The following is a 23038-nucleotide window of genomic DNA, read 5'->3' as shown; positions in this document are numbered from 1 at the left end:
ATATGGAAAATAGATGATGTAAGACAGATGATGGGCGTATCGCTACCTCCATTGTCCATCTTACATCCTTACCTCTTACATTATTTATTCTTTTCAAACAAATAATGGCATACCATCCATTCGTTTCCTTTGTTATAATTGAACAGTTCAGCGCACGACATGTAAAACAGCCTCCAATATACCCACCATCTCACCGCCTGATCTTTGCCATAAGTAGTTTCTAAAATTGGCATGATTTCTTTTTTATGTTTATCCATATTGCTTAACCAGGCTTCAGCTGTTTTACCATAATGAGTTCCATTTACTACCCAATGTTTATCGATTTTGACGTCGTCGTTAAAATAGAAAAACAAGTGGTTAGAAGGCATAATCCCGCCGGTAAAAAAGTATTTGCTCATCCAGTCGGTTTCATCAATCACCTCAAACTTGTAGGCCAGGCTTTTGTGCGTAAAAATGTGTACAAACAGCTTTCCATCAGGCTTCAAAAAGGAAGCAACCTTATTAAGCAAAAATTTATAGTTGCGCATATGCTCAAACATTTCTACAGAAACTACCCTATCGAATGTATCGGCAATGGTAAACGTATTCATATCTGCGGTTAATACAGTCAGGTTTTGGATTCCAAGCTGCTTTGTCTTTTCATCAATAAAGATTTTTTGCGTAGCCGAGTTAGACACGACTGTGAAGGTACTTTCTGGAAATTTAGTTGCCATATACAGCGATAGCGATCCCCAGCCACAGCCCAGTTCTAAAACATTCTGTCGGTTTTGCAAATCGGCCCTTTTGCAGGTTAAGGCCAACATATCTTCTTCAGAAGTATCAATATCTTTAACGCCTGGTTTCCAGTAACCACTGCTATATTTTAAATTCTTACCCAAACAGTACTGAAAAAATTCGGTTGGCAATTCGTAATGCTGTTCATTGGCATCGGTTGTATGTACCGCAATCGGTGATTGCTTCAGCTCATCAACCAGATCCATAAATTTTTCCTGCTGCAATTCTTCATTGTCCAGCGTTTCATCATCCAGGCGCTGTTTGCATAATTTTCTAATGCCTATACGTAAGGCCGTATCCGGAAGTTTGTCGTTTTCTAACAGTTTATCGTACCACATTTTGAGGTTGGAAGGTTAAAGGTTTACGTGTAATAGAAATATATGATGTAAAGTTTAGGTTAATGTACGATGTGAGAAGGTTGATGGATTTACAGGTTGCGTTCCCTTCCACTCTATCAAATTTTGCTTCTTCCATCCTTTTTCCACCACGGAAAAAAGGCACTTGTTGTTTCCTGGTATCTTTTATAAGCGATAGGTTTGCTCCTCAGGTTCTGCTCTTCATTGTTTGGCACACCGGTAACTCTGGTTAATAAATACAATATCACCGCCGGGCTAATGATGGCTAGAATTCCCCGTGGCGATGCCAGCGCAAAAATGAAATAACCCATCCAGGTCAACCATTCAAAAAAATAGTTAGGGTGGCGGCTATAGTACCATAAACCGGTGTCGCACACTTTGCCTCTGTTGAGCGGATCTTTTTTAAAGGCGGCAAGCTGTCTGTCGGCAATCATTTCTCCAAAAAAAGCAATTACCCAAATCAGTGCACCCGCATATTCCAAAAAGGAAATGGCCTGCGATTGATTTGCGGTGATGATAAAAAAAGGAATCGCCAGTATTACATTTGAGATGGCCTGAAACTGAAAAAACACAAAGAAATTGCGATCAGCTTTGTCTCCCCATTCTGTACGCAACTGCACATACCTTCCCTCTTCCTCATCTAAATGTCCAATCACACGTTGCCAAAGGTGAATGCCCAGGCGTAACTCGGCCAGTAGGAACATCCCGCAGATTAAAATCTTTCGGGGATCGTAACCATCAGATAAAAAAAACGTGATCATGGTTATTACCGGGAAATTCAGCGCCCAGAAAACATCAACCACCCCTGCATTTTTAATTTTCTTTGCCCAAAGCCAAACCATGGCCATAATAAAACAGCATGCAATAAGCGAAATGAGGGCGATGAATAGTAGATGTCCTGTTTGGAGCGGCATAAGGTTTAAGGTAAAAGGTTTCAGGCCTGAAAGCCAAAATCAGCTTTGCTATAAATAAACTCCCTTTAAGACACTTACACCTTGACTCTACTGCTCACGCCTTAAAAGCAATTCTTTAACACCTTCGCCATCTTTTAGTTTGAATAAATACAATAAAACATATGCAAGGGTTGCTATGCTACCTAAACATACGAACAAAATGGTTATAGAGATTTTAAGAATAATGCTTTTTTCTTTATAAAACATCCATAGGCTGATGATGAAGATGTTAGCATAAAAATCCCATAGCGTAGCGCGCATCCAGGGAATGCTCCCCAGGAAATTCCATTGCTCGAACAGGTTACTTTCTAACGAAGTGCTAATGACTTTATAACACATAAAAACCAACAGTGCAGAGAAAATAATTTTGAGGAGGTTGATCATAGGATATCTTAAGTTTTTTAACAGACTGGAATATATACGTTAAGATAGGTAAAAGAGATTTGATCGTAAAAGCCGTCGCCTAAAGCTACAAAACGCCGGGTATTTATTTGCCTCACTAGCTAAATATTGATGTTTTTTTTTGGAAAGCAAGGTTCTGTTTGTTTCGGTTACCATAGTCTTGCATTCTCGCCCGTACTTATGCTTGTGCCTCAATCTTTTTGGAATGCTATTGTGCTTATACGCAGACATCTATTTTATAGGTTGCAGATGCTTCGTACCTCAACGGGGTCTGTTTAGTTTACTGCAAGCAAAAAAGATTTCCACTTCTGTCAGGTTTAGTTAACAGAGAACAATGTAAGTAAGGAAAAGTTTAGTGGTCTGTGGGGACACAGACCAAGGGAGATCTTGAAAGATGGAAAATTTGTAATGATCTGTTAGACACAAGCCATGGCGGCCTTTAAACCTTTCTAATTTTGATGATTTTCATCCAGTGCAATACCTTCATTACCGGGTAAGTTGGATCAAATTCCCACCATTTGGTCGCAAAATTTGGACTGTTCGGCTTCTTATGGTGGTTGTTCTGAAAAAGCTCACCCATCAACAAAAAGTCCCAGGGTAAGGAGTTTTTACTGTGATCTTCATTATCATGGTTGGAATAACCATATTTATGTCCGCACCAGTTTACAATTGCGCCATGTAATGGCCCCATTAAAAAGTGGATCGGTAACAATAAATACATCCACCAGTAATTGGCAAAAGCAACATAAAAACCGATATAAAACAAACCGCACGCAATTCTCCAGGCCCATGAATTTCCAATCTTATCAACAAGTGGCCATTCAGGATAATTACCCTGAAAAGCTGGTTCCGGCTGTATTTTAAATTTCAGATAATTCATATACATATTCTTTGTCGCGATCATCATCCCGAAAACATCCTTAAAAAAATGCGGTGAATGCGGATCTTTTTCGGTATCACTATAGGCGTGGTGCATCCTATGCAGAATGGCATAAGCCCTCGGGTTTAAAAATGATGAACCTTGCGAAATCAGTAATATCAGATAGAAAAATCTTTCCCAAAAACGCTCCATTTTAAACATCTTATGTGAAGAGTAACGGTGAAGGAAAAAGGTTTGGCTAAACAGGGATAAAAACCAATGGCAAAGAAAAAAAATGAGGATAATCATGTATGGGGTTTGTATACTATATAAACGTATTTTAGAAGCTTTTAGTTTCCGTGATACAAAAACTATGCTGGTTTAAACGTTTAGAGAAGAAAAATCCTGTTCCAGGATATAGAACAGGATTCTAATATTTTTATTGTTTATTATCTACCGAAATCGTCTTGAACACGTATGATATCGCTTTCATCTGATGGGTTTGAAGCATCAGTATGTTGCCATATTTCTGCCACCACGCCCCAATCTTCTAAACCGATTAAACGGTGACGTTCACCTTGTTGTAATTTAATCTGGTCTTTTGGTGCATATTTTTTTACTTCACCTTCTTCATCAGTCTGGCTGGTTTTAATACCAACTGTGCCGGTAACCACCTGCCAGATTTCAGCTCTGCGGTGGTGATATTGCCAAGATAGACGTGTATTTGGAGCAACGATCAAAATTTTCGGACTTAATTTACCACCAATTTTAAGGTCTTCAACATTTAATCCATCAAAATAAGTATCGGCAAATTGTTGTGCCTGCGCTTCATCTATTACAAAGAAACCACCCCAAGGGCGTGTTTCATCACGGTTTACTACATTAAAACCTTCAATTTTTAAACGTTGCGCTACGCTTTCGAATATTTCTTTTTTGTCGTTTGTCATTGATAAAATTAGTTTTTTTAATGATTGTTGAGGTGCACAGGATTCATTATTCTCCTGTGTGGTTCAATAATTTGCTGCAAAAATAAGGCTTATAAATTAAAAAAGGCATTTAGTGCCTTTTATTTTTTTAATTCAATTTGCAAATTGCCACAAAGCAACTATTTACTGTTTATATCCGGTGAGATGCTATCGTGTGGACACATCTCTGTTAGCCTTTATTTTTTCTTTAGTACGTATTTCTAAGGCAATCGTCATGCTGAATTTATTTTACAAGTAGAAATATGGTTTTCAATTGCCTTGTAGCTACTTCGTGGTCAGCATCTTTCTTGCTATTAATTCCATTGATTAGGAAAAATTATTTTCAACAAAAATATTGTTTTTTCCGCCCTATGCCGCGGGGCATGGTAGTTTTTCGCAATTGTTAGTTTTTTCAATTGTGCTCAAGAATGCTGCGCATTTTGGAGCGCCAAAGTACCCAAAGCGCTTTGTCATCCGATGGCTATCGGATCCAGTTAGGAGCCTTTCACACAACCACACTCACATCAAAAAACCAGCGGCACTTCGTTTAATCAGTTTTTGTTTGTGGTTTCTTTGGGCTGATTGAGCCCTTCAGGGTTTGTGTTCAACTCTCTTTAGCAATTAAATTAGTATTATGAACACAAAACCACTGCGCTTAAGGTTTGGTAATGCTATTTGTTCTTTCCTGCAACTGGTTTTTTGATATCTCCGGCCCTTGGGATTGACGGCGTTCTTTGGTAAAACCTGTAATCTATTAAAGCAAGCTAGCAAAGCGTATAAAAACAAACAAAAGATGTGTCCACACGATAGGTGAGATGGGGATCACGACTTGGTAAACAGTATATCCTCTTAATGAAAAACGGGTATCCGTATATTGGGCACCCGTTTTTGTTAAAATTTATTGATGGTTGGCGAGACACCAACCATTAGAAGAATAATTAAATACTGTTCCTTAATAACCTGGATTTGGCGTCAGGTTAGGATTATTTTTGATTTCCGGAGTAGGAATCGGAAACAATAAATGTTTGGTTTGCAAAGGTTGGTTTACACTTTTATTAATGTGACCCACGAAATTATCAAAACCATTGGTGGTTTCGTTGTACACTTTACGCAGGCGAACCATATCAAACCATATAATGCCTTCGTAACACAGTTCGTGCCAGCGTTCTCTCCAAACCGCTTCTTCAAATTGCGTTTGGCTCAAACCTGTAAGATCAGCCAATTGCGCTCTTTGTCGTACGGCATTTATCGCCGCATAGGCAGCAACATTCGGACTACCGTCTGCCCTGTTCTGTGCTTCGGCATAAATTAATAGGGTTTCGGCATAACGAATCTGTGGAATGTTCAGATCGCTTCGGCTGGTACCTTCTACGCCTAGTGTTCCATTGGCAATCAGGTCGAAGTGTTTAAAAATATAAGGCTTACCGCGGTTAACCAGCGGCATTTTAAATCCATCAGTATAATAATCAGTAAAGAAATAACCTTCTCTGTTTTTTGCCCTTAAATCTCCTGCCTCATACGAACCATAAAAACTGGTGGTTGGAATAGCCGTCCCGATCCCATCAATTTTAGAAACCAATGGTTGATGTAAAGGTAAATAAGATGACTGTAAGGGGTTACCAGATCCGGCAGCGTCATTGTACTGGATTCCGAATAAATGTTCTACCTTATTGTCGTTCTTCGCGTCGTGCAGGGCTCCATAATTGGAAAACAAGCCAAGTGATGATGGATTTCCTGTTGAGTAATCAATTACCTCTTTGGCTTTATCTGAAGCTAATTTATAATAGGCTGCTCCTTTGTTAAGGGGCTGCCCGGCCATGGTTAAATATACTTTTGCCAATTCCGATTTAATTGCGGCTGTAGAAACACGCCCACTTGCATCCATAAACGGCAAACCAGCTGCTTCTGCGGCAACCAGATCGTCAACAATCAATTTGTAAACCTGTTCCTGTGGTGTACGTGAAGGAGCAAAATTAGGATCGTTAGGGCTGGTAATTGGTTTGGTAATTAAAGGCACATCGCCCCATAAACGCACCAGATAGAAATAGGCCCAGGCCCTGACGAAAGCAGCCTCTCCTAAAATTCTTTTCTTCTGTGCATTGTCCATCGGGTTAATACCCGGAACTTTATCTAAAACCAGGTTAGCTTGTGCAATTACCTTATAAAGTCCGTTCCAGTTTTGGTTAACGTGCAGGTTTGTACCATCATAAATTAGTGAATACAAATTGTTCAGATCGGAGTTTTGTGCGGTTTCGGTAGACTGTATTCCTGTTGGCGCATCAAGCATCTGCCAGTTGCTGGAATAAATACCAGCACCGTTTCCAATAAACCGAAGCTCTGCATAAACAGCAGCAATACCTGCTTCTGCATGTTCTGGTAAAGTATAAAAACTATTGGGTGAAAGATTGGTGGGATCTGTTTCATCTAAAAACTTCTTACATCCCGGATTTCCTATGATAACGCCGCTTAGGAATAACAAAACAGCGATATTTTTTATGTTTATTTTCATGTTGATATCCTTTTTAATGTTTATAATCCAATGTTTAAGCCTACCATGAAAGTAGTTGGCTTTGGATAATCGAAAAATGTTTGACCTTGTGCAAATGCATTTCCATAAGTAGTTACCTCAGGGTCGTTACCTGTGTACTTGGTTGCCAGGAAGAAATTTTGAACAGATGTATAAACACGAAGTCTGTTCAAGCGTAATTTTTCAACAAACGCCTTATCAAAAGTATAGCCCAATAAAAGGTTTTTTCCACGGATGAAAGAACCGTCTTCTAACCAATGGGTATCTACGTTGGTGACATATCCGGCAGCCTGATCCCTGATTGCGGCAATTGGTGTATTTTGATTTTGAGGCGTCCAGGCATTTAATACGCTGGCAAAACTATTGGCCTGTACCTGTCTGTCTTCACCTGAGTGATGGGTCATATTCAATACATCATTACCATAAGAGTATTGCAATTCTACAATCAATTCTAAGTTTTTGTAACGAAACGAGTTACCCAACGATCCCCAGCCTTTTGGTGTTCCATTCCCAATAATCTGGCGATCTGCATCTGTAATGGCATGGTCACCGTTTACATCTAAATATTTGATATCGCCCGGAAGCAGGGTTTTACCGCCGCGGTAACTTACATATTTGGCGGCTTCAGCTCTTTCTGCCTCGCTCCAGGTTCCTAAACGTACAAGCCCCCAGAATGATCCTACTGGCTCACCAACTCTGATAATACCGGTTTGGTTGGTAAAATTTGGGTTGCCCACACCAAAAATATCATCTGGAGTGGCCAAAGAAAGTACCTTGTTACGGTTAAGGGAGATATTGAAGCTGGTTTTCCAGGTAAAATTGTCTGTTTGTACGTTTACGGTATTGATCCCCAAATCTAAACCTTTGTTCTGCATCGACCCGATATTTTTTCTGATCACCGAATATCCTGTGGTACGCGGAACAGGAGCATCCAATAACATATCGGTTGTTTTTCTATAATAAAGATCAGCCTCTAAATTAATGCGGTTGTTAAACAAACCTAATTCTAAACCTGCATCAACCTGTGCGGTTTTTTCCCAAACCAGGTCTGGATTGGCCAACCTGCCGATACCAATACCGGTAACCCTACTATCATTAATAATAGCAGCGTTATTAACCAATGTAGCGAGCGATTGATAAGCAGGAAGCTCCGAGTTACCACTTAAACCATAACTGGTTCTTAGTTTTAAATTAGAGATGGTTTTGTTTCCTTTAAGAAAATCTTCATCTGAGGCTTTCCAGGCCAAGGCTGCCGAAGGGAAAAAGGCGAATTTATGGTTCTCTCCGAATTTGGATGAGCCATCTACCCGACCGGTAAAAGTAACCAGGTATTTATCTTTAAAAGCATAGTTTAATCTTCCGAAATAAGAATTAAAAGCCGATCTGTTTCGGCTGGAGCCTACTGTAATCGATTTACTTCCAGAGCCCATATTATTGTTCCCGTAAAAGTCAGTTACAAAATTCTCGGCATGGCTGGTATTGCTGAAGAAGTTGGTAGCCTGCCACGAGATCCCTAATAACGCATTAATGGCATGCGATTCGGCAAAACGTTTGTTATAGGTTAAATAGTTTTCCAGTGACCAAAAGGTTTCCCGATCATTGGTCACGTTCGCCGTTCCATTCTGTCCATCAGAGATACCGTATAACTGTTTAGCGTTGTATTCGTTAATGTTACGGCTTACAATATTTGCCCCTAACTGGGTACGGAACTCTAAATCTTTGCTAAAGCTAATGGTAGAATAAATACTTCCCAAAGCAGTTTGGGTAATCATACCATATTTTTGATCGGTTAAGATGTGCACGGGATTGGAGCCTCCTTCTGCCCACGGAATCAGTTTATTATCGCCCCATTTGCCATCTGCAAGTTTAATCGGTAAAAAGGGGAATGCTTCTGTAATCATACGCACTGAATTTAAGCCGCCCGTTCCCTGATCGACAATGTTTTCGTCCTGGTTATTGTAGCTCAAATTACCGCCTACCTTTAACCATGGCTTAATCTTACTATCGAAATTAAACCGGCCTGAATAACGTTTTAAATAAGAGTTTAGCAAAAGTCCCTGGTCATCACGATAGCCTGCAAAAACACCGTAAGTGCTATTTTCGTTTCCACCTGTAAAACCCAGCTGGTGATTTTGCGACAGTTTATTCTGAGTAGATTCTTTTAACCAATCGGTATTGTATAATGGATTTCCATTGCTATCGAAAAATTGAGGCAAGGCAATTCTGGCAGCTTTGGGAACAGGTGTAGAGGCATAACTTCCTGCTGCCCAACCTACCGGATCGTAAACTTTAATGTTTTCATAAGCCAGGTCCTGAACCTTAACATACTCAAAGGCATCTAGCATTTTAACATGGTGTGCGGCCAATGTATTGATCCCAAAATCTGCATCATAGGTAATGCGCTGGGCATTTGCTGTTCCTTTTTTAGTGGTAATTAAAATTACCCCGTTTGCACCCCTTGCACCGTATATGGCTGTGGAAGAAGCATCCTTCAGCACCTCTACCGAGGCGATATCACTTGGGTTGATGTAATCGATGGCGTTACTGTTCTGTGTTTGCGAACCCACCGGTAAAGCCACTCCATCGACTACATACAGTGGGTTATTACTCGTATTGATTGAACTAAATCCACGGATTTTAATATTCGTTTGGCCGCCCGGTCTACCCGAGTTGGTGTTGACCTGTACACCGGAGATACGGCCAGCTAGCGCCTGGTTTAGCGATGAAGACGGACGTTCCTGAAGTTCACTTGCTTTAACCACCCCAACAGATCCGGTTAAATCTGTTTTTTTTACCGATCCATAACCAATTACCACTACTTCATCTAACTTATTGGCTTCCGCAGGTGTCAATTTAATGCTGATGGTGGCTTCACTACCTACTGTAACATCTTTATTTTGATAGCCTACATAAGAAAAACGGATCACTTCGTTTGCGTCCGCCTCAATACTGAACTTTCCGGTGTCATCAGTTACAGCAGTTTTACCTGACGAGATGTTTTTGATGCCAACTCCAGGAATGGGCATGTTTTTTTCGTCCAATACAGTTCCGGTAATTACTTTTCGGTTATGGATATGCAAAGGCATATCTGGCGCAGAAAAGCCATCAGATTTTTCAGCAACCGGATTCATCGAAAAAGCAGGACTATTGAGCATAAAAAGCACAGAAAGCCCTGAAATCTTAAGTAGATTAATTTTCATTGGTTTAGGTTTAGTAAATGGTTAGTTAATTATATCATTGCACTGACAGCAATTCAACTGCTGGCGATTAAAACGATTTATCAATTATTTTAATCAGAAGGCTTACAGTTAAGAAATTATGTGACGGAAGATCCTGTTATAAAATGGATAAACTACACACAAATTTACTACACAGACATATATGGCACATAGGGCGCAATATTCCTAAGCTCATCATCATATTTGGTTATTGATAAATCGTTTTATCAATTCAATAATAGCTATTTTATTACAAAATCAAGAATATAATTTTGATGACTAGCATTACACTGTCGTATAAATTGAATTATAGTATGATTACTTTTACAGGTACTAAAATTTTCGAATAAGGTTTTAAGAGAATTAAAAACTGAATGAATATAAACCAATCATAATCAAATACTTACGTTATTTTTATGAAAACTTGATAAAAAACCAGTTTTTTATTGAAAGCATCAGGTCTCTTATAAGAGAATCGATCAGCGTTATGATCGATAATGTTGTATTTAGATAGTGCCGGATATAAAATAGAAAGCCTCATATTTCTATGAGGCCAATTATTTTGTTTTATTTGCATCCACAGAATAAAACTAAACCAAACAAACTAATGAGCTTATAAGACAAATGAGTTCGGGAATTGTTTTTATAAATAAAAAATATTTTAATATTTTTTATTATTCAATTTATGAGAATGAATAAATGCTATTCAGACAATATGAGTGACAAAAGAATTTAAAGGAAAAATCCGCTATAAGCGTCGTCATTGCGAGAAGGCCTTTTCAGCCGACGAAGCAATCTTTGAAATAAGATTCGCTTGCGTGAGAGATTTCCTTCCCGAACGGTCTTGTCATGTGGACACATCTTTTTTAGTTTTCATTTGTTTTTAGCGTTGTTGCCTAGGTCGATCGTCATGCTGAATTTATTTCAGCATCTTTCCAGCTATAGCAAGCTTTAATATCTTAAAACTATAATTTGGAAATAAATGTTGATTTCCGCTCTATGCCGCGGTGGCATGGTAGTTTTTCGCAATTGTTAGTTTTTTCAATTGTGCTCAAGAATGCTGCGCATTTTGGAGCGCCAAAGTACCCAAAGGCTTTGTCAATCCAGCAATGGGCCCTTTACACAATCTCACGCACATCAAAAAAACAGCGGCACTTTGTTTTTTATTCAACACTATTTTGAGCTTTAATTCATTGATTACGAACACAAAACCACTGCGTTTCAGGTTTGTTTGTGCCAATTGTAATGAACTACTCCTATTTTTTTGATTCTCTTGGTCCTTGGAATTGACAGCGTTCTTCGGTGAAACCTGTAAATTTATTTAAGCAAGCTAGCAAAACGCATAAAAAAACCAAAAGATCTGTCCAAACGAAAGGAACGGCTCAGTTAAGCTGTCGTTCATCCTTATAATGACGATATATTTATCATAACACCTTATAAGGCCTTTCTATAAATAGTCAAGCCCAGCATAAGCTGGGCTTGACTTAACAAAATCTATAAAAAACTGGCTTTTAAACAGCCACTTGATCTAATTATTATTTAAGATCGAAACGATCCAAATTCATTACTTTACTCCAGGTGGCCACAAAGTCTTTCACAAATTTATCTTGTGCATCAGCACTGGCGTATACCTCTGCAATAGCCCTTAATTCGGCGTTGGAACCAAAAACCAGATCAGCGCGGGTGGCCGTCCATTTTGGCTGACCAGTTGAACGGCTGCTTCCGATATACAGTTCTTTATCTTCTGCAATGGCTTTCCATGCGGTTTCCATATCTAATAAATTGACAAAGAAATCATTGGTCAGCTGACCTGGCTTTGTAGTCAGGACGCCATTTTTTGAACCATCGAAATTAATATCCAAGGCACGCAAACCACCTACTAATACCGTTAATTCAGGTGCTGTTAAAGTAAGTAACTGCGCCTTATCAATCAGAAATTCTTCTGTAGGAACCTGCGACTTAGATTTACGGTAGTTACGGAAACCATCAGCTGCCGGCTCCAAATAACCAAATGATTCGATGTCGGTTTGTGCTTGTGAAGCATCCATCCGGCCAGGCGTAAATGGTACCATAACTGAATGTCCGGCATCAGCGGCCGCTTTTTCTACTGCAGCAGCACCTGCCAGTACAATTAAATCGGCTAAGGAAACTTTTTTGCCATCAAGCTGCGCAGCATTAAATTCATTTTGAATTCCGGTTAGTACACCCAGTACTTTTTGCAACTGTGATGGATTGTTAACGGCCCAGTCTTTTTGCGGAGCCAAACGGATCCGTGCACCATTCGCCCCACCGCGTTTATCGGAACCACGAAAAGTAGAAGCTGAAGCCCATGCTGTAGAAACCAGTTCTGAAACAGTTAATCCTGAAGCCAATACTTTTGCTTTTAAAGCAGCAACATCATTTTCATTAATCAATACATGATCAACAGCAGGTATCGGATCTTGCCAAAGTAATTCTTCCTGTGGTACATCCGGACCAAGGTAACGAGCCACTGGCCCCATATCACGATGGGTTAATTTAAACCACGCTCTTGCAAATGCATCTGCAAACTGATCTGGATTTTCTAAGAAACGTCTTGATATTTTTTCATAAGCCGGGTCGAATCTTAAAGCAAGATCGGTGGTGAGCATGGTTGGCAGGTGTTTTTTTGATCCATCAAATGCATCAGGAATAATGGCATCTGCATTAATCGCTTTCCACTGATGTGCGCCCGCAGGACTTTTCGTTAATTCCCATTCAAAACCAAAAAGGTTTTCGAAAAAGTTATTGCTCCATTGTGTTGGTGTTGTAGTCCAGATTACTTCCAATCCGCTTGTAATCGTATCAGCACCTTTACCAGAACCATAACTATTGCTCCATCCAAAACCCTGGCTTTCGATACCAGCGGCTTCCGGCTCTTTGCCTACATGATCTGCCGAAGCAGCACCATGGGTTTTACCAAAGGTATGTCCACCGGCAATTAAGGCCACTGTTTCTTCATCATCCATCGCCATGCGACCAAAAGTATCGCGGATATCTTTAGCGGCAAGAATTGGATCAGGGTTGCCATCGGGTCCTTCAGGATTTACATATATTAGCCCCATCTGCACGGCTGCCAATGGTTTTTCTAAATTACGGGAGTGCACATCGCCATCGGCATCATCATCAGTAACTACCACGCCATGTACTTTGTCTGCTCCATCAGAACCATGTCCGTAACGAAGATCGCCACCCAACCAGGTGGTTTCTGAACCCCAATATACCGATTCATCAGCTTCCCATAAATCCTCACGTCCACCGGCAAAGCCAAAGGTTTTAAAACCCATCGATTCTAAGGCAATATTACCGGTTAAGATCATTAAATCTGCCCAGGAAATTTTGCGACCGTATTTTTGTTTAATTGGCCAAAGTAATCTGCGTGCTTTATCAAGACTCACATTATCCGGCCAGCTGTTTAGTGGCGCAAAACGTTGTAATCCGGCACCCGCACCACCACGGCCATCGCCTACCCTATAGGTTCCGGCACTGTGCCAGGCCATACGGATAAATAAACCACCATAATGACCGAAATCTGCCGGCCACCAATCTTGTGAATCGGTCATCAGTGCATGAAGGTCTGCTTTTAAAGCATCCAGATCTAAACTTTTAAAAGCCTCCGCATAATTAAATCCCTCATCCATTGGATTAGATAAACTGGAATGCTGACGTAAAATACTCAACTTTAATTGTTTAGGCCACCAATCGCCGTTTCTTGTGCCACCACCTGCTGCATTACTCTTCATGCTGCCGTTATGGAACGGGCATTTGCTGATATCGTTCGATTCTTTTTCCATTATGTATAATATTTTGTTAGTGAAATCTGATCTGTTATTAAAAATTAACCAATGATTAAAATTAGAGAATAGAAACAACTAATCACAATCATTTAATTCTATAAGGAAATAGTTATAATCTATTACTGCGATAGATCAGCAATTTAGGATCATATCGAGGGGCTTAGAAAATAAAATTTAACCTGATGTTAATTCTTCCTTAAAATAAAAGAGACCAAATTAAGTGTTTAAATTCGGAAGGTATGATGTGACTGGTTTGATCAGAATATCCCCAGAAATTTCTTTCTCTTTTTACCCTTCTGTTTCCTGGCTTTTTCTGATGCTTTTACTTGCTGTGTCCACCGCATTTTTGCATTTCGGATGCTGTCTTCTCTCGCTGTTTGCAAGGCTTGCCGGTATTGTTGATTTGCGATTTCAAATGGTGACCTGTATGGGGTTGCCGGCGAGGTTACGATATTATTGTTTTCTGTCTTAGTTAAGCTGTAAACTACAAAGACAACAACTATGGTACATGCGGCAGCGTAACCTAAAAAAGCCTTTCTTGGCGCATGGATATAATTTTCCTGATGATACTTGCCGGTTGAACTATTAAATTTTATTCCGGCTTTCAGGGCCAGGGGTTTTAAGGTGGCCAGTTCTTTTTCAAGCTTTTCGTTTTTTTGCTGTGTCTCACCATACAAGGCGGCATAACGCAAGGTTTCATTGGGCATGGTGTTTTCTGAACGCGCAATACTTTGTGGCGCTGACAATAAGCCAGCAGTAATTGCCTGCTGCAGTTCCATTCCATTGGCATAGCGGTCATCTGGATTTTTTTGCAGGCATCGCCCAATCAGTTCCAGCAACCAGTGGGGTACCTGCATTTCGGAATTCAGGATATCGTCCGGAAAGCTATTTTCCAAATTACTTTTGCGCAATAACATGGCATCGGGGATTTCCTTTTCAAGATGTGATACCATAACCGTATTGCGGGCGGTATCGCCTCCCCCTTCGAGCGGAAAAGGAACCTGCCCGGCCAGGAGTTCATACAGGATGATACCGTAACTATAAATATCTGTCTGTAACAGCATTTTTCCTTCATGCTGTTCAGGTGCCATAAACTCTACTGCCCCGGCATGGCGAATGCTTGTTCTGCGTTGCTCTTCACTCATAATCGCCAGACCAAAATCCAATAACACATAATTGGCGGTCTGCGTATTGTACTTCACATTATTGCTTTTAACATCGCCATGTTTTATCCCAAACTGATGACAGTGTGCAAGTGCCGCAGCCAATTGTTCAGCTACTTTCAACAGTTCTTTAACGGTAAAAACTTTTTGATGTGGAGGCAATAGCAGTTCGCTTAGTTCGGGGCCTTCGATGTATTCCATTTCTATATAAGGAAAAGCTCCGCTATCGGTAATACCTGAACTGAGTATCTTAACTACATTTGGGCTGGGATGGATGTTTACCTGTTGCAGCTTATTCACCTCATTGAGAAAATTCCGGTAGTTTTTATCACTTTCATCTTCCACATAAATTGGTGTAGGAATAAGTTTGATGGCCGAATAAACAGGTCCCATGCGCATCCCTTTGTAAACAGATCCCTGCCCACCGGTTTTTAATGCACCGAGGTTTTGTAGCCCTTCTGCAATTGTAAAAATTTTACTCATAGTGCTCCGGCTTAAAACTAAACTCCAATACAACCGATTCGCCTAAGATAATCTGATCTCCCTCGGCTAATTCCTGCCCGATCTGGGTAGCATGGAGCTTTACGGTTTTTTCGGTCAGTGCTGAACGCAGTTTTACCTTATTGCGTGGTGGTATTCCCCCTTCATCTGCGAAGATCAGAAATTTAGCCAGGTTGTTATCCCATTCGATATGCGCATGCTGTCTGCTGATGTACTTATTCCGTTCATCATCACTTTCCGATGGAAATGCAATGTGGTTGGTACGGAAATAACCTTCATCAGACTGTGCCTTTTCATCCCTGCCGATATTATATTTACCACCCTCAGAAGTTATTTCGTAGCTCGGCTGTAAAGTTTTGCCGCTAAGTGCTTTCAGGTAGGCTTTAGCCTGTTGCTTAACAAAATGGGTTTTGGTTTTGACTAACAAGGCAACCGGCAGCTGCTGCATTTCTACAGCATCGTCTGGAAAAGCTTCATCGAAAGCGACTGTGAGTGACCAACCTGAGGGCAGATCCAGGGAATAGTCATCGCTAATCCGTTGTATTTCATTTTTTAACTGATCAAGATCCTCGGTGAATACAGCAGCCTCATACACATGGCGCTCTGCAGGGCTGCAGTGAATGAAAATCCCCAAACCTTTGATATTTGCGCCTTCGCCGCCCTCCGCTTTTTGCAACTGCTGCTTTATAAACTGTAATAATGCGTGCCTGATTCCCTTCACATCATCAGGATGTTCCCCACTTGCGCTTTTGAAAAGGTCGAATATCATTTTCATGTGTCTATCTGTTAGTGTTTTGCGAATGTGTTAAAAAAATATCAGGTTCAACATCTGGCTTCTCCCCAATTGGATGAAGCTCCGCAATCTATGGATTTATAGTTTGCGTTAAAATGCTTCAGCGCTTCAATTAAGTTCTGTGACAGGTGCCTTATTGTTATCATTGACCGAAGGCACAATGCTTTTGATATAACCACCCTCTTTTAAAAATGGGATTACATGCCTGCCGGCCAACCGCACAGCGTCTGACGATCCTTTGGTAGCCTCAATGCGTATACAAACTACAATATGGCCATTGCCAGTTGCGGTCGGTGCAAAAAATACATACCAGCCATCATTAATCTGTTTTTTCTTCCAGATCCGCTCTGGTGTACCAGTTTTACCGGCTACGGCGAGTCCAAGCGTTTGCGCTTTTGCACTGCTCTGTTTGATCATGTACTCCTGTATCAGCCTGGCGTATGCCGGATTGTTCACCAATTTCGTACCAGTTTTTATTGCCTGCGGCTGACCGCTTACCTTAAGTACAAACCTGTTTGCGATCATGTTTCCGTTATTTGCAATCCCCGCAGCCATTCTTGCCACCGCCGCCGGGGTTGCAATAAGTGCCCCCCTGCCCCCAGGCCATTCCGGAAATTCCCTTTGCCCTGGTTTTTCGGATATTGTTGGGATCATACTTCGGTTTAGTGTTAAATTCAGTCTTTCGCCAAAGCTGTTTCCATTTTTCTTCCTGTGCTGCGTTTTCGCTGGGCTTATTGTAATAATAGCCCCCAGCCCCATGTAGAAACATGCCTGTTTTTAAGTACAGCTCACCCATGTTTTCCTGCAACTGCTCCTGGTTTGCCAGTTTAATGAAATAGACGTTGTTGGATTTAACCACTGCCCTTTCCAGATTAATCCATCCCGTTTCGTCCGGCTCAATACCTTTTGTACGGATACGTTCCGAAGAGGCCACCTGGTATTTTTTTTCGGCAGCGGCCATGCCCAGTTTATTGAAGGATGCCATGGCAGTAATCAGCTTTGCAGTTGAGCCTGGCTGAGTAAAATTGGTAAAGCCAAGATCAGCGGTCGTTGTCCATCCCGAAAGCTGGTTTTGTTCTGCATTGGTCATGGTTAACCGTTCCCAATCATGTATGGGTGGCAGTGGATATACGGCTGATGTGAGGACATCACCAGAACTTGCTTCCATAATCACCACAGAAACCCGGTTATCCGAGAGCGAAGTGTCGCGGGCAATTGACTTTTGGATCCTGGTCTGCAGCCCGGCATCCATGCTTAACTGTACATCGCGATTTTTATTTTTAAAATCTTCCACCTCTTTGCTGCTGATTCCGGCCAGAAGTAATGGAGAAAGTGCGGCGTAATCTTTTTTCACAACCGTCATTTCCTTAACTCCACGCGCAAGGAAACGGTTTTCGCTGTATCTTTTTGCCAGTACGGTAAAACTCTTTACGGGTAATTTAAAGCCGCGGAGTTCGGCCGCATGTTCATAATCTGCAAAATAGCCGTTAACACTTCCATTAAATATCCCTGAGTTTGCATCACCTGTCCAAAAGAACAATTGTTCTTCGAAAGGATAATACCGGTCTAAACGCTGATGTACCGCAGAGTCGAGATTATAATTTGGGATACCTGCACCGATGAGCTTAAAATGTTGCGCCCTCACACTGTCGACATTGCTTGTTGCCATTAAAACTCCCTTGCGGTCGTGTATGGTTCCGGCTTTTAAACGGCTCATCAATATAGCGATACGGGGATTGTAACTGAACATCCTCGCGCCGCTACGGTCTGCTACCAAGGCTGGCTGTACAACCCATTTCCGGTTGTTCAGCACATAGCCTGCTACATTAGCGCCCAATAACAGGATGCCCAAACAGGCAGCGATTAAGGCCGGCACCAGGTTTTTATCCTGCGTTTTAGCGATGTATTGCATCTGTACTTCGCTGCCCCGGACAGCAGATACTGATAATAAAAATCCGGCAGCTAAAAAATTAAGTACAAGTGACGATCCCCCATAACTTTGAAACGGAAGGGATACCCCTGATAGCGGTAACGCTCCGGTAGAACCGCCTGCTATGAGCAGAAACTGTACAAAGGTAGATACGCCAATCCCTGCACTTAAATAAAATAGAAATGGAGAGCCTGTGCGTCGCCCAATAATAATAGATCGGTGCAGGTATAACAGGAACAGCATGAAGATGCACAATATTCCCGTTAATCCAAATTCTTCACCTATCGAAGGTAAGATCATATCGGTATGTGCTTCAGGAATGGTTTTAGCGAAGCCCTGGCCCACACCCTGGCCGGTTGCACCACCGGTAGACATGGCCCACAAACCATTGGCCACCTGGTCGCCGCCATAAACCTCATTGTTCCAGGCATCCTGCCAGATTGCTTTTCGATCTCCCAGGCGATGAACCGGCCCGGGGAAAACGCGGTCCAAATATGGAATCTGGTCAATGGTTAAAAAGGCCGACATAATCACCAGCACCATGATGGCGGACTCACTGAGCTGCCTGCGCCCGAAAACCATCAGCACGCCGACCAAAAGCAGGGTTAACCCGGTGGATATCCATATATTTTCAAAAACCCATGAAGCCAGTACATATAAAACGATAGCACCTGCCATGAACATAAAATCGCCACGGGAGAATGAAAATAGTATAATAAAAGTGAAACAAACCACCATTGCCGGCCCTAAGTCTCCCAATATTAGAAATAATAGGAGGGTTAACAGTATAGCCAATAAGGCAAAGGAGAAGAAAGACCATCTTTTTTTCCAGCTCATATATTCACTGATCAGTTTTTCGTTTACGGCAAAAAATCCTGCAAGAAAAAAGATGATCAGATACTTCACCACTTCACTGGGCTGAAATCCGAACAGGTTTACCTTTACACCACTTCCTTCTGGCCCGGTTCCGAATAAAATCGTGAGGGCCAGCAATCCAATGGCGGCCAGGGCCCATGGCCATCCGTTTGCGGCTGATCGGATGTGCTTAAACAAAAGCAGGCGATAAACCCAGGTATCGGTATTGAAACGACGCAGTTTGATGCAGAGCATCAATATGATGCCGCCAAAGCCCATGAGCAGGTATAAGACCGAATCTTTAGCTAAGAAACGGTCGCGCAGCGGATCCTGCAAACTCAGCAGCATCAGAAATGAGATGCCTGTAAGCATCATCACTACCGGCAATATAACCTGATCGGCAGTGCTGAATTTCCATGAGAGGATGAAGTGGACAAGTAAAAATCCAGCAATCAGGCTTCCGCAAATGATCATAAACCACTTATTAAATTCCTCAGGTGTTCTGATGATCAACGATTTCTCCTTTTTGAGAATATTGAAGTCCCTGGTAGAGAAAAGCTTTATCGTATGTGGACGCTGTTCAAATGTGAAGGTGGTATTTTCATCAAGGTCTTGTACGCCCTTTGAGGCGCCAAACTGAAAACCTGGTTTTAAAGGCAATATCTTAAATGCATGATTTTTTGGCAAGTCGGCAAAGGTGAATTCCCCATCAGTACCGGTACGGGCATAGGCGGTGAGCTGTTGTAATTTCCGTTTACCGGCAGTATCCAAAGTATAAACCTTTGTAATGCCATTTGCTTTTTCAGTTATGTTTTTAATGGTTTCTGTCGGCTCGTCGTTGTAAATACTGTCTTGTGGCAAGATCATTTCCAAACGGACCAAAACGCCTTGTACAGCTGTTTTATTTTCTACAATTTTCCCACTGATATCATACTCACCCATGCCGAGATTTACCTGGGAAGAATAAGGGCGGGGTTTACTTTGCTCCTGGTCGAATTTAAGCGAATCATCACCGGTATAACCGAGTAATGCCCGGGATGCCAGCACCCTTGCTTTAAACGATTTCCCCCCTTTTGCATAAGCTTCATCCGCAGATAAAAAGTACCTGCGTTTATTCACTTCGCCAATATTGTCTAGCTCCGCTGCATTTGGCGCAGAAGCAATGGTTTTTTCGATCAGATCAATGTCCCGCTGATCTTCAAAATAGTAACCTTTCTTAAGTAAGTTCCCGATATGTTCAGCGGGTTTTTCGGCATTCAGGTTAACCATCGTACCCGCTTTTAAACGCGGCTCAACTTCTGCAAATCTAGGCTGAATGATTGTGTATAACTGATAGAAAAAAAGTGCGAGAACGGTTGCAGTTGCTAATATAAAAATCCGTTCCTTAACCCGGCTTACTTTGTCTGCTCCTTTATTCTGCTCCATTTTTTGAATCTGCGGTTTTAATGGTATTGCCTTTTACTGTACCAATCTTATTTATTGCTGCATTTACTGTTTTCCGGTCAGGAAAATGGATGCTGTTTTGTATAGGAAGCAAGCAATTGGTAAAAGTGACATTTTTGAGTGATAGTGCCTGGTCTGAAATAGCGATAGCAGTAGCGAAGCCTTTAAACTGCAGACTGTCTAGCTTCATCAGTTTCGATTGAGGTAGCATCGTTATGGCCGCACCTTTGTATCCGCTATCCGCTTGCAGCACAATACCCTTTGCAATAACATAAAGGGTGTCTTTCCGCAGGCGTAACGTATCACTGATCAGTACCGGACTTTTAAAAACCGAATCGGATAATACCAGCGTGTCCCCCGGGGCATGGTCAAACGCATCTTGCAGCAACTTCTCCTGGCTGTTTCTTTCTTTTTGTTTTGGTGATTGATTTACTGTTGAAACAGGGGTAGCTAATTGCTGGCGCTGCAGGTACAAAAACACGGTAGTACCAAGAAGAATGAGGCATAAAATAACCAGCGCAGTGAACCAATAATTTCTTTTAGGCGCTGTTTGAGTTGATGGTTCTGAATTTTCAGGCAGCCTCATGGCTTCATTTCTGTCTGCTCCAGCTGCTGACTGAGCCTGTTGTGTATGGTCTGGTCTGGTGGGTTTTACCTGCTGAGGCGTTTTATTGTTCTGCAGCAGCACAACGGTGATATTGTCACGGCCGCCATTTTCATTAGCTAGCGCGATGAGATTACCTGCTTTTTTAGCCAGTGTATCTCCTTGTAAAAGCAGGGTGGTCATATCCTGCCTGTTTACCATATCCGTCAGTCCATCGCTGCATAATAAAAGAAGATCGCCCGGCAGGAAGGGTGATTGACCGGTTTCAATATAACTCTCATCGGTAGCAATCTGATCACTGAAACCAATCGCCTTATTGATTTCGTTGCGTTTTGGGTGCTGCATGGCAGCAGCCTCATCCAATCTTCCCGAATCTTCCAGAAAGCCTACAAATGAATGGTCTTTAGAAATTTTGATCAATGATCCATCCCTTAGCAAGTATAACCTGGTATCGCCAACATGGGCATAATAAAATTGATTGTTTTCAATATCTGCAATTACTATAGTGGCCACACAGGCCATTTCCGAAAGAGTCGTTTCTGTTTGCTTTTTGGCAACGATCACTTCGTTTGCATTCCTGAACGCGCTGATCATCCGGTAGATTGGATCGGCTGGACGATCTAAAAATTGCATCGAAATCTGTTCTGCGGCAATAGCGGCTGCTACCTCTCCGCCATGATAGCCACCTACGCCGTCTATTACAGCGGCCAAAATCAACTGATCGTTGGTAAGGGACTTAACAATAAAGCTGTCCTCGTTATTCTCTCTGGATTTGCCGGTGTCTGTGAGGCCAAAAAAGTGTTTATCCATTTTTATTACGGGAATTTTTAATGTCTTTGAAGTGAACGATCATTAGCGCAACGACCAGTGATAACAGCAAAATTGATAGCAGTTGCGACATAAGCTAGGATTTAAACAGGTTTATACCAATTATACCGTTGAGTAACATCCTGGAGTTAAGCGGCAAAGAAACCCATTCTGGTGAATTAATTTCGCTGCGTTGTACCAAAACCTCGTTCAAGGTGGTAAGTTCGCCGAAAGAGGCTAAGTAGAAATTACCATCTGTTTTGTTATAGCGGATGTGTAAGTGTGGTGAATTGACCCATTCTGTGGCAATCTTGAAAATATTGGAATCTTCGCGTCCATCATCATTTCCCGAAATGATAGTATCTTCAGTTTTAATCAGGAACTCGATTTTTTTACCAGAAAACTGTTTGTCAGGTATAATGGCTTCCAGCCGGCCGATAATGGTTTGATCCTTGGAAGGGGTAGTATCGCGCTCAACATATTCCAATTGCGCATCATATGGGATTTCCATATAACCTTCGCTGTAATAAGTAAACCCTTTTAAAATATCGTTGTTGATATCAAATGTTTGCGCAATACCGGTTTGTCGGGGAATGAATGTTACCCGGAGATTTTCCGATTTCTGATTATTGTCTGGCAACAGTTTACCGATAAAACCCTTATCGCCCCTTGCATAGTCGGGATGTGATACCAACCGAAATACCCATTTTGAGCCGGATGGTTTAACATTCTTTCCGGCTCGCTGGTGCTCTCTTAAAATCTCATAGAATTTTTTAACTGTTTCCTGTACAATTAAGCCCAAAATTCCCTGCTTGTTATCTATAAATTCGCGATAATCTTCAGCGTTAAAGGTGATGATGAATTCATGATAAAAAACAATGCGATCTGCAAAAGACAATTCCCTGATGGACTCCTTGAATTTATCCACAATAAAACTGTAAATAGTTTCCGGAGTAAGTTGCGGGGATTTTTGGGCGCTGTTCTTGTTTTCATCGGTAAGAAACCAATCCTGAATACCGATACGCTGCCAGAAATTTGATTTTGTTTCCATATGTTAGGGCCTGTGCGGAAGT

At 41.5% G+C, this 23038-nt stretch carries 14 protein-coding genes; all 14 read right to left on the bottom strand.

Translation table 11 applies throughout. The annotated features are described in order from the left end of the window. Window positions 1-80: 80 nt before the first annotated feature. The 14 genes from PGN18_RS11350 to PGN18_RS11285 all read right to left on the bottom strand — a co-directional run bounded on the left by PGN18_RS11350 (window position 81) and on the right by PGN18_RS11285 (window position 23016). Window positions 81-1112, bottom strand: a complete 1032-nt coding sequence (locus PGN18_RS11350; RefSeq protein WP_335319607.1) for an SAM-dependent methyltransferase — start codon at window positions 1110-1112, stop codon at window positions 81-83. A 116-nt stretch (window positions 1113-1228) separates the two neighbouring features. Continuing rightward, the gene (locus PGN18_RS11345) at window positions 1229-2044 is read right to left on the bottom strand and encodes a DUF1295 domain-containing protein (RefSeq protein ID WP_335319606.1); all 816 of its coding nucleotides are present in this window, start codon (window positions 2042-2044) and stop codon (window positions 1229-1231) included. 87 nt (window positions 2045-2131) lie between these two features. After that, a complete protein-coding gene (locus tag PGN18_RS11340) occupies window positions 2132-2467 on the bottom strand; it encodes a DUF1475 family protein (RefSeq protein WP_335319605.1) in 336 nt (111 codons plus the stop codon). A gap of 457 nt (window positions 2468-2924) precedes the next feature. Then, a complete protein-coding gene (locus tag PGN18_RS11335; RefSeq protein WP_335319604.1) occupies window positions 2925-3653 on the bottom strand; it encodes an acyl-CoA desaturase in 729 nt (242 codons plus the stop codon). A gap of 140 nt (window positions 3654-3793) precedes the next feature. Then, on the bottom strand, window positions 3794-4291 hold the full coding sequence (locus PGN18_RS11330; protein WP_335319603.1) for a phosphoheptose isomerase: 498 nt from the start codon (window positions 4289-4291) through the stop codon (window positions 3794-3796). A 970-nt stretch (window positions 4292-5261) separates the two neighbouring features. Further along, window positions 5262-6818, bottom strand: a complete 1557-nt coding sequence (locus PGN18_RS11325) for a RagB/SusD family nutrient uptake outer membrane protein (protein ID WP_335319602.1) — start codon at window positions 6816-6818, stop codon at window positions 5262-5264. Between the two features lie 20 nt (window positions 6819-6838). Continuing rightward, a complete protein-coding gene (locus PGN18_RS11320; protein ID WP_335319601.1) occupies window positions 6839-10036 on the bottom strand; it encodes a SusC/RagA family TonB-linked outer membrane protein in 3198 nt (1065 codons plus the stop codon). A 1553-nt stretch (window positions 10037-11589) separates the two neighbouring features. Then, on the bottom strand, window positions 11590-13866 hold the full coding sequence (gene katG, locus PGN18_RS11315) for a catalase/peroxidase HPI (protein ID WP_335319600.1): 2277 nt from the start codon (window positions 13864-13866) through the stop codon (window positions 11590-11592). 260 nt (window positions 13867-14126) lie between these two features. After that, window positions 14127-15515: a serine/threonine protein kinase gene (locus PGN18_RS11310; RefSeq protein WP_335319599.1), complete on the bottom strand. Its 1389-nt coding sequence runs from the start codon at window positions 15513-15515 to the stop codon at window positions 14127-14129. Then, window positions 15508-16308 carry an FHA domain-containing protein gene (locus PGN18_RS11305; protein WP_335319598.1) on the bottom strand — a complete coding sequence of 267 codons (801 nt, stop codon included), beginning with the start codon at window positions 16306-16308 and terminating at the stop codon, window positions 15508-15510. The genes PGN18_RS11310 and PGN18_RS11305 overlap by 8 nt, the downstream gene beginning before the upstream one ends. A gap of 126 nt (window positions 16309-16434) precedes the next feature. Next, window positions 16435-16881, bottom strand: a complete 447-nt coding sequence (locus PGN18_RS11300) for a penicillin-binding transpeptidase domain-containing protein (RefSeq protein ID WP_335319661.1) — start codon at window positions 16879-16881, stop codon at window positions 16435-16437. Continuing rightward, window positions 16859-20536 carry an FtsW/RodA/SpoVE family cell cycle protein gene (locus PGN18_RS11295; RefSeq protein WP_335319597.1) on the bottom strand — a complete coding sequence of 1226 codons (3678 nt, stop codon included), beginning with the start codon at window positions 20534-20536 and terminating at the stop codon, window positions 16859-16861. Before PGN18_RS11295 ends, PGN18_RS11300 begins: the two co-directional genes overlap by 23 nt. Then, window positions 20523-21968 carry a PP2C family protein-serine/threonine phosphatase gene (locus tag PGN18_RS11290; protein ID WP_335319596.1) on the bottom strand — a complete coding sequence of 482 codons (1446 nt, stop codon included), beginning with the start codon at window positions 21966-21968 and terminating at the stop codon, window positions 20523-20525. Before PGN18_RS11290 ends, PGN18_RS11295 begins: the two co-directional genes overlap by 14 nt. Window positions 21969-22062: 94 nt before the next feature. Continuing rightward, on the bottom strand, window positions 22063-23016 hold the full coding sequence (locus PGN18_RS11285) for a hypothetical protein (RefSeq protein WP_335319595.1): 954 nt from the start codon (window positions 23014-23016) through the stop codon (window positions 22063-22065). Between the last annotated feature and the right edge of the window lie 22 nt (window positions 23017-23038).

The organism is Pedobacter terrae, from assembly GCF_036946585.1.
In the GTDB taxonomy this organism is placed as follows: Bacteria; Bacteroidota; Bacteroidia; order Sphingobacteriales; family Sphingobacteriaceae; genus Pedobacter; species Pedobacter terrae_C.
This window is presented reverse-complemented; position numbering and strand designations above follow the sequence as displayed.

Coding starts and splice junctions, on each gene's coding strand:
- katG (WP_335319600.1), bottom strand. CDS start 13,866: ATGGAAAAAGAATCGAACGATATCAGCAAATGCCCGTTCCATAACGGC.
- PGN18_RS11295 (WP_335319597.1), bottom strand. CDS start 20,536: ATGGAGCAGAATAAAGGAGCAGACAAAGTAAGCCGGGTTAAGGAACGG.
- PGN18_RS11285 (WP_335319595.1), bottom strand. CDS start 23,016: ATGGAAACAAAATCAAATTTCTGGCAGCGTATCGGTATTCAGGATTGG.
- PGN18_RS11305 (WP_335319598.1), bottom strand. CDS start 16,308: ATGAAAATGATATTCGACCTTTTCAAAAGCGCAAGTGGGGAACATCCT.
- PGN18_RS11290 (WP_335319596.1), bottom strand. CDS start 21,968: ATGGATAAACACTTTTTTGGCCTCACAGACACCGGCAAATCCAGAGAG.
- PGN18_RS11320 (WP_335319601.1), bottom strand. CDS start 10,036: ATGAAAATTAATCTACTTAAGATTTCAGGGCTTTCTGTGCTTTTTATG.
- PGN18_RS11345 (WP_335319606.1), bottom strand. CDS start 2,044: ATGCCGCTCCAAACAGGACATCTACTATTCATCGCCCTCATTTCGCTT.
- PGN18_RS11340 (WP_335319605.1), bottom strand. CDS start 2,467: ATGATCAACCTCCTCAAAATTATTTTCTCTGCACTGTTGGTTTTTATG.
- PGN18_RS11310 (WP_335319599.1), bottom strand. CDS start 15,515: ATGAGTAAAATTTTTACAATTGCAGAAGGGCTACAAAACCTCGGTGCA.
- PGN18_RS11350 (WP_335319607.1), bottom strand. CDS start 1,112: ATGTGGTACGATAAACTGTTAGAAAACGACAAACTTCCGGATACGGCC.
- PGN18_RS11335 (WP_335319604.1), bottom strand. CDS start 3,653: ATGATTATCCTCATTTTTTTTCTTTGCCATTGGTTTTTATCCCTGTTT.
- PGN18_RS11330 (WP_335319603.1), bottom strand. CDS start 4,291: ATGACAAACGACAAAAAAGAAATATTCGAAAGCGTAGCGCAACGTTTA.
- PGN18_RS11300 (WP_335319661.1), bottom strand. CDS start 16,881: ATGGCTGCGGGGATTGCAAATAACGGAAACATGATCGCAAACAGGTTT.
- PGN18_RS11325 (WP_335319602.1), bottom strand. CDS start 6,818: ATGAAAATAAACATAAAAAATATCGCTGTTTTGTTATTCCTAAGCGGC.